This window comes from Actinomadura livida (assembly GCF_014648675.1).
Lineage (GTDB): Bacteria > Actinomycetota > Actinomycetes > Streptosporangiales > Streptosporangiaceae > Spirillospora > Spirillospora livida.
In genome coordinates this window covers 77,696-84,077 of sequence record NZ_BMRO01000010.1, presented here as the reverse complement: position 1 = coordinate 84,077, position 6,382 = coordinate 77,696, and the positions used below count along the sequence as shown (strand labels likewise).

Below are 6,382 nucleotides of genomic sequence, written 5' to 3'. Positions count from 1 at the left end.
CGTCCCCCGCCTGTACCGCCGCCGCGACATCCTCGCCTACGCCGCCTCCCGCGGGGGCTCCGGGTGAAGCGGGTCAGGGGGTGAAGTGGGCGAGGATCTCGGGGTTGGCCATGGAGTCCCGGTTGGCGGCCTTGTCGACGGGGGTGCCCTGGAGGATCTTCCGGACGGGGACCTCCAGCTTTTTGCCCGACAGGGTGCGGGGGATGCCGGGGACGGCGTGGATCTCGTCCGGGACATGGCGGGGCGACAGCGCCGAGCGGATCTCCCGCTTCAGCCGGCCCAGCAGGTCGTCGTCCAGGGAAGCGCCTTCGGCGAGCTGGATGTAGAGGAGGAGGCGGCCCTCCTGGCCGAGGCGGCCGGTGTCGATGACGAGGCTGTCGGTGATCTCCTCGAACGCCTCGACGACGCGGTAGAAGTCGGACGTGCCCATGCGGATGCCGCCGCGGTTGAGCGTGGAGTCGGAGCGTCCGTAGATGACGCAGCCGCCGTCCGGGAGGATCTTCACCCAGTCGCCGTGGCGCCACACGCCCGGATACATGTCGAAGTAGGACTCGCGGTAGCGGTCGCCGCCCTCGTCGTTCCAGAAGAACACCGGCATGGACGGCATGGGCTCGGTGATGACCAGCTCGCCGACCTCGTCCACGACCGGGTCGCCGGTGTCGCCGAACGCCTCGACCTTGGCGCCCAGCCCGCGGCACTGGATGACGCCGGCGCGCAGCGGCAGGAGCGGCGAGGGGCCGACGAAGCCGGTGCACAGGTCGGTGCCGCCGGAGAACGAGCCGAGCAGGAGGTCCTTGCCGACCGCGTCGTAGACCCAGGCGAAGCCCTCGGGCGGGAGCGGGGAGCCGGTGGAGCCGATGCCGCGCAGGCCCGACAGGTCGTGCTCCTCGCCGGGGCGGCGGCCCTCCTTGGCTGAGGCCGTGATGTAGGGCGCGCCCACGCCCATGTAGGTGACGCCGTTCTCTGCGGCGAGCGTCCAGAGGTCGAGGGGGGCGCCGTCGTACATGACGATGGTGGAGCCCACCAGCAGGCCGCCGATGAGGTAGTTCCACATCATCCAGCCGGTGGTGGTGTACCAGAAGAAGACGTCCTCTGGGCCGAGGTCCTGGTGGAACGTCAGGGCCTTCAGGTGTTCCAGGACGATGCCGCCGTGGCCGTGGACGATCGGCTTCGGCAGCCCGGTGGTGCCGGACGAGTAGACGACCCACAGGGGGTGGTCGAACGGGACGTCCTCGAACTCCAGGGGGCCGCCGCCGGGACGGGCGAGGTCCGCGTAGGGCATGCCCGCGCGCAGGCCGTCGGTGGTCGCGGCCGGGTCGAGGTAGGGGATGAGGACGGTCGCGGCCAGGGTGGGGAGCGCGGCCTCGATCTCGCCGACGATCTCGCGCCGGTCGAACCGCTTGCCGTTGTAGGCGTACCCGTCGACCGCGATCAGGACCTTCGGTTCGATCTGGGCGAAGCGGTCGATCACCGAGGAGGACCCGAAGTCCGGGGAGCACGACGACCAGATCGCGCCCAGCGACGCCGCCGCCAGGAAGCAGACGAGCGCCTCAGGGATGTTCGGGAGGTAGGCGGCGACCCGGTCGCCCTTGCCCACCCCCAGCTCGGCCAGGCCGGCGCGCACCTCCGCCACGTGCAGGGCCAGCTCCCGGTAGGTCAGCACGCGGTGCCCGCCCGCCTCGGAGCGGAAGATCAGGGCGGTGTCGTCCGGGGCGTCCTCCGCGCGGCGCAGCGCGTTCGCCGCGTAGTTGACGGTCGCGCCGGGGAACCACTTGAGGCCGTCCACCGGCATGGGCCCGCCCTCCCGGACGGGGCCGCCGCCGCGCTCGCCGACGACCTCGAAGTACGACCAGATCGCGTCCCAGAACGCGTCGACCTCCGTGACGGACCAGCGCCACAGGTCGTCGTAGGTCTCCGTGAGGACGCCTCGCTCCCACAGCCAGTGGACGAAGTGGGTCACCCGCGCGTTCGCGACGACCTCCTCCGAGGGCTGCCACAGCGCCGAACCCTCAGCAACCTCACGGGTCATCTCTCTCCCTCCCCGACACGCCGGCTGCGCGCGGCCAACCTCAATATCGGCCGCGCGCGGCACGCCGCGCAACTCCGGAATCCGCCCGCCGACTCCCATCGGCTCCACGACCCATCGCAGGTCACAGACCCATCCACGGGCAATCCCGAATCCTCACATACTCGCGTTCCGGACAATCCTCCGCCCCCACATGGCCGGGCCGCCGAGGGGTTATCCACATGATGGCGTTCCCCTTCCCCGCGCTGGGGCGCACCGGCACCGTTGACGGGAACTCAGCCGAGCGGCTGCGTTCCCGGGAGGTGAGCCGGAGTGTCAGATGCGGGTCAGGTCGGCGACGGCGCTGACGACGGCGTTCGTGTCGGCGAGGGTGGACAGCACGCGTTCGGCGCCGGCGGCGCGCAGCTCGGCCTCGGTGGCGCTGCCGGTGGCGACGGCGATGATCGGGGAGCCGGCGATGTGCGCGGCCTGGACGTCGCGCGGCGAGTCGGCGATGTAGACGGTGGCGGACTCGGGGTAGCGGGCGCGGTGGCGCTCGCCGGCCCGCGTGCGGGCGAGTTCCAGCAGGGCGGCCTTGCTGTAGACGCCGTTCTCGTACCCGCCGGCGGCCAGGTCGAGGTGGCCCGCGAGGCCCAGCTCGGACACCTTCAGGACGGCGTTCGGCTGCAGGGAGCCGGTCAGGACGGACTGGACCACCCCGGGGACGTGGGCGAGCGCCTCGACGGCCTCGCCGGCGCCGGCCAGGACGCGGCCGTGGTCGCGCAGGCCGGCGCGGCGGCTCGCGAACGCCTCGGTGAGGGCGTCGAAGAACGCGGGGAGGTGGTCGTCGGTGGTGACGACGTCGTTGAACGCGAGGGTCTCGAAGATGATCTCGGACTCGGTGCGGCCGGGGGTGGGCGCGAGGCGGACGAGGGGCCGCCCGATGATCCGCTGGAACGCCTCGGCGTAGGCGTCCCGGGTGATCCGCCCGACGTCGACCAGCGTGTGATCGATGTTCCACAGCACCAGACGGTTCAGCGTCGACATCCCGTTCCCATGCGCGGTCGGTTGGACGAGGAAGGGCGGCGCCCCGGCACCGGCCCGCCCCACCGGGGGCGGCGAGGCGAGCTTATCGTCCGGCCTCCCGGCCACCCTCCGCAACCATCCGCCCGCGAGGGCGGTGCGCGGGGGCGGTGCGCCGGCGGCGCGGCGGGGTGTGGGTTAGGGGTCCATGTGGGGGTAGCGGTGGTCGGTGGGTGGGACGAAGGTCTCCTTGATGGAGCGGACGCTCGTCCAGCGGGTGAGGTTGAAGACCGAGCCGGCCTTGTCGTTGGTGCCGGACTGGCGGGCGCCGCCGAACGGCTGCTGCCCGACGATCGAGCCGGTCGGCTTGTCGTTGATGTAGAAGTTGCCGGCCGCGAAGCGGAGCGTCTCGGTGGCGGCGGCGATCGCGGCGCGGTCCTCGGCGATGATCGCGCCGGTCAGGCCGTACTCGGACGCGCCCTCCATCCGGTGCAGGACGGTGTCGTAGTCGCCCTCGTCGTAGACGTGCACGCCGAGGATCGGGCCGAAGTACTCCTTGGTGAAGATCTCGTCGTCCGGGTCGGACGACTCCAGGATCGTCGGCTTGACGAAGTAGCCTCGCGAGTCGTCCAGCTCACCGCCGGTGAGGATCTCCATGGAGGCGATGCCGCGCGCCCGCTCGATCGCCGCTCGGTGCTTGGCGAAGGCGCGCTCGTCGATGACCGCGCCCATGAACAGCGACAGGTCCTCGGCGACGTTGCCCACGGTGAGCGACTCGGTCTCGGCGACGAAGTCGTCGCGGATCGCGTCCCAGAGGGGGCGGGGTATGTAGGCGCGGGAAGCGGCGGAGCACTTCTGCCCCTGGTACTCGAAGGCGCCGCGGACGAGGGCCGTCTTCAGCACCGCCGGGTCGGCGGAGGGGTGCGCGACGACGAAGTCCTTGCCGCCGGTCTCGCCGACGATCCGCGGGTAGCCCCGGTAGCCGGAGATGTTCTCCCCGATCGTCCGCCACAGGTGCTGGAACGTCGCGACCGAGCCGGTGAAGTGCAGCCCGGCGAGGTCGGGGTGGCGGAGCGCGACGTTGGAGACGGCCCGGCCGTCCCCCGTCACCATGTTGATCACGCCGGGCGGGAGCCCGGCGGCCTCCAGCAGCCGCATCGTGTGGTGCGCGGCGAGCTGCTGGGTCGGGGACGGCTTCCACACCACGACGTTGCCCATCAGCGCGGGCGCCGTCGGCAGGTTCCCGGCGATCGCGGTGAAGTTGAACGGGGTGATGGCGAGGACGAAGCCCTCCAGCGGCCGGTACTCCAGCCGGTTCCACACGCCCGGGGGCGACAGCGGCTGGATCTGGTGGATCTGCTCGGCGTAGCGGACGTTGAACCGCAGGAAGTCGATCAGCTCGCAGGCGGCGTCGATCTCGGCCTGCTGCACGGATTTCGACTGGCCGAGGACGGTGGCGGCGTTGATCGTGGCGCGCCACGGCCCGGCGAGCAGCTCGGCGGCGCGCAGGAAGATCGCGGCGCGGTCCTCGAACGCCATCGCCCGCCACGCGGGCGCGGCCTCCCGGGCCGCGGAGACCGCCTCGGCGACGTCGGGCTCGGTGGCGTTGCCCATCCGGCCGAGGACGTGCCGGTGGTTGTGCGGTTCGACGACGGCGATCGGCGTGCCGGCGCCCATCCGCCGCTCGCCCCCGATCGTCATGGTGAGCTCGGTCTGCTCGCCGCCGAGCTCCTTGATCCTTGCTTCCAGGGCGGCCCGTTCGGGGCTTCCCGGCGCGTGGCTCCTGACCGGCTCGTTCCTCGGTTCCGGCACCGTGCTGACGGCGTCCATCTCGCGGCTCCCTGCGAATCCGACGGCGTTGTCGACCTGCCGGGGACCTACCCGCCCACGAGCCGCGAAATACCGCCTCGCACGATTTGCCGCGTTCCAGTACGGCGTCAGGCGAGGAGGTGCGGGAGTTCCTGGGTGGCGTACCAGAGGAGTTCGTGGCCGTCGGCGCCGTCCACGGTGAACGCGGCGTCGTCGTCGCCCGCGTCGGCGGCGGGGAGGGCCTGCGCGGCGGCGGCGATGTCGGCGGCGGCGTCCGCGTCGTCCACGTGGCCGGAGGCGATCCACGTCCAGGGGACGGCGGCGGGCACCTCGACCAGCGCCCGGTCGCCGCCGCCCACTCCGGCGTCGCCGCGGGGCCAGGCGACGAGGTCGTCGGGCACCTCCGCGGCGAGCACCACGCGGCGGCGCGGGACGGACGGGTCGGCGGCGAGCAGCCGCAGGGAGGCGCGGGCGGCGGCGGACATCGCCGCGTACTCCAGCTCCTCCAGGTCGCCGCCCGCGTACCACTCGCGCAGGGCGGGCGTGACGGCGTGCGCGGCGAGCGGCGCGGGACCGATCTCCTTCGCGGCGTGGACGCCGGCGAGGAGCGTGAGCGTGGACGGCAGGTAGACGCGCATGACGGTCAGCCAGTCTGCCAGACGGTCAGGCCAGCAGGTCGAGGGCGCGCAGTTCGGCGATGGTGGTGTCGGGCGAGGTGTGGTGGATGCCGCGGATGCCGAGCCGCTCGGCGGCGCGGATGTTGTGCTCGATGTCGTCGATGAAGACGCACTCGGCCGGCTCCGCGCCGAGCATCTCCAGGGCGTGCCGGAAGATCCGCTCGTCGGGCTTGCGCATCCCGACCTCGCTGGAGATGACGACGGCGTCGAAGAGGTCGGCGAACAGGTCGTGGGGGTAGTCGTTGCCCCAGGAGTTCGACAGCAGCGCGGTGCGGGTGCCGTGGGCGCGGGCGGCCCGGAGCGCGTCGTACATCGGCTGGACGGGGCTGAACGCGCCGAACATGCGGGCGATCAGCCCGGCGGCCTCCACGGGGCCGCCGTCGACGGTGAGCAGCTCGGCGGCGAGGAGCCGCTCGAACTCGTCGACGGCCAGCGAGCCGTCCTCCAGCCCGTGGATGGGGTTGGTGCCGGCGCCGTCGTACGCCTGCTTCACCCACGCGCGCATGACGCGCTTGTAGTTCTGGACGTCGATACGGTCGGCGGCGAGCCACACGTCGATCGCGTCGGCCAGCGGGGAGGTCAGGACGCCGCCCCAGTCGGTGATCACGGCCTTGGCGGCGGGGGATGCTTCGTCGGACACGGCCCGATCGTAAGCGATCCCCGCCCAATCCCCGAATCACGTTCTACCCAACCGCCCCGCCGACCCCGTATGCACGCGCTCCGTGCCCGTGACCACACGATCGGCGCCGGCGGCGATCGCGTGATCACGGACCCCCCACATCGGCCGGCGTCTCCCCCGCCGGGCCGTCCCGTCCGGTGCGGCGGCGCCCGCGCCGCCGCGCACCGGTCCGTTCGATGACGCGGATCC

5 protein-coding genes are annotated in these 6,382 nt (G+C 72.4%); all 5 read right to left on the bottom strand.

Annotation, left to right across the window (positions count from 1 at the left end):
- Window positions 1–73: 73 nt before the first annotated feature.
- Window positions 74–2,029, bottom strand: coding sequence for an acetoacetate--CoA ligase (locus tag IEZ03_RS23820; RefSeq protein WP_184880904.1), 1,956 nt, complete (start codon window positions 2,027–2,029; stop codon window positions 74–76).
- A 312-nt stretch (window positions 2,030–2,341) separates the two neighbouring features.
- Window positions 2,342–3,052, bottom strand: a complete 711-nt coding sequence (locus IEZ03_RS23815; RefSeq protein ID WP_184880902.1) for an HAD family hydrolase — start codon at window positions 3,050–3,052, stop codon at window positions 2,342–2,344.
- 174 nt (window positions 3,053–3,226) lie between these two features.
- Window positions 3,227–4,858, bottom strand: a complete 1,632-nt coding sequence (pruA, locus tag IEZ03_RS23810) for an L-glutamate gamma-semialdehyde dehydrogenase (protein WP_184880900.1) — start codon at window positions 4,856–4,858, stop codon at window positions 3,227–3,229.
- A 107-nt stretch (window positions 4,859–4,965) separates the two neighbouring features.
- Window positions 4,966–5,475 (bottom strand): DUF6912 family protein, encoded by a 510-nt coding sequence (locus IEZ03_RS23805; RefSeq protein ID WP_184880898.1) that lies wholly within the window; start codon window positions 5,473–5,475, stop codon window positions 4,966–4,968.
- Between the two features lie 25 nt (window positions 5,476–5,500).
- Complete coding sequence (locus IEZ03_RS23800; RefSeq protein WP_229808522.1) at window positions 5,501–6,154, bottom strand: HAD family hydrolase; 654 nt, start codon at window positions 6,152–6,154, stop codon at window positions 5,501–5,503.
- Between the last annotated feature and the right edge of the window lie 228 nt (window positions 6,155–6,382).

What these genes read in the sequence shown, in the direction of transcription:
- IEZ03_RS23820 (WP_184880904.1), bottom strand. Translation starts at nt 2,029, where the DNA reads ATGACCCGTGAGGTTGCTGAGGGTTCGGCGCTGTGGCAGCCCTCGGAG.
- IEZ03_RS23815 (WP_184880902.1), bottom strand. Translation starts at nt 3,052, where the DNA reads ATGTCGACGCTGAACCGTCTGGTGCTGTGGAACATCGATCACACGCTG.
- pruA (WP_184880900.1), bottom strand. Translation starts at nt 4,858, where the DNA reads ATGGACGCCGTCAGCACGGTGCCGGAACCGAGGAACGAGCCGGTCAGG.
- IEZ03_RS23805 (WP_184880898.1), bottom strand. Translation starts at nt 5,475, where the DNA reads ATGCGCGTCTACCTGCCGTCCACGCTCACGCTCCTCGCCGGCGTCCAC.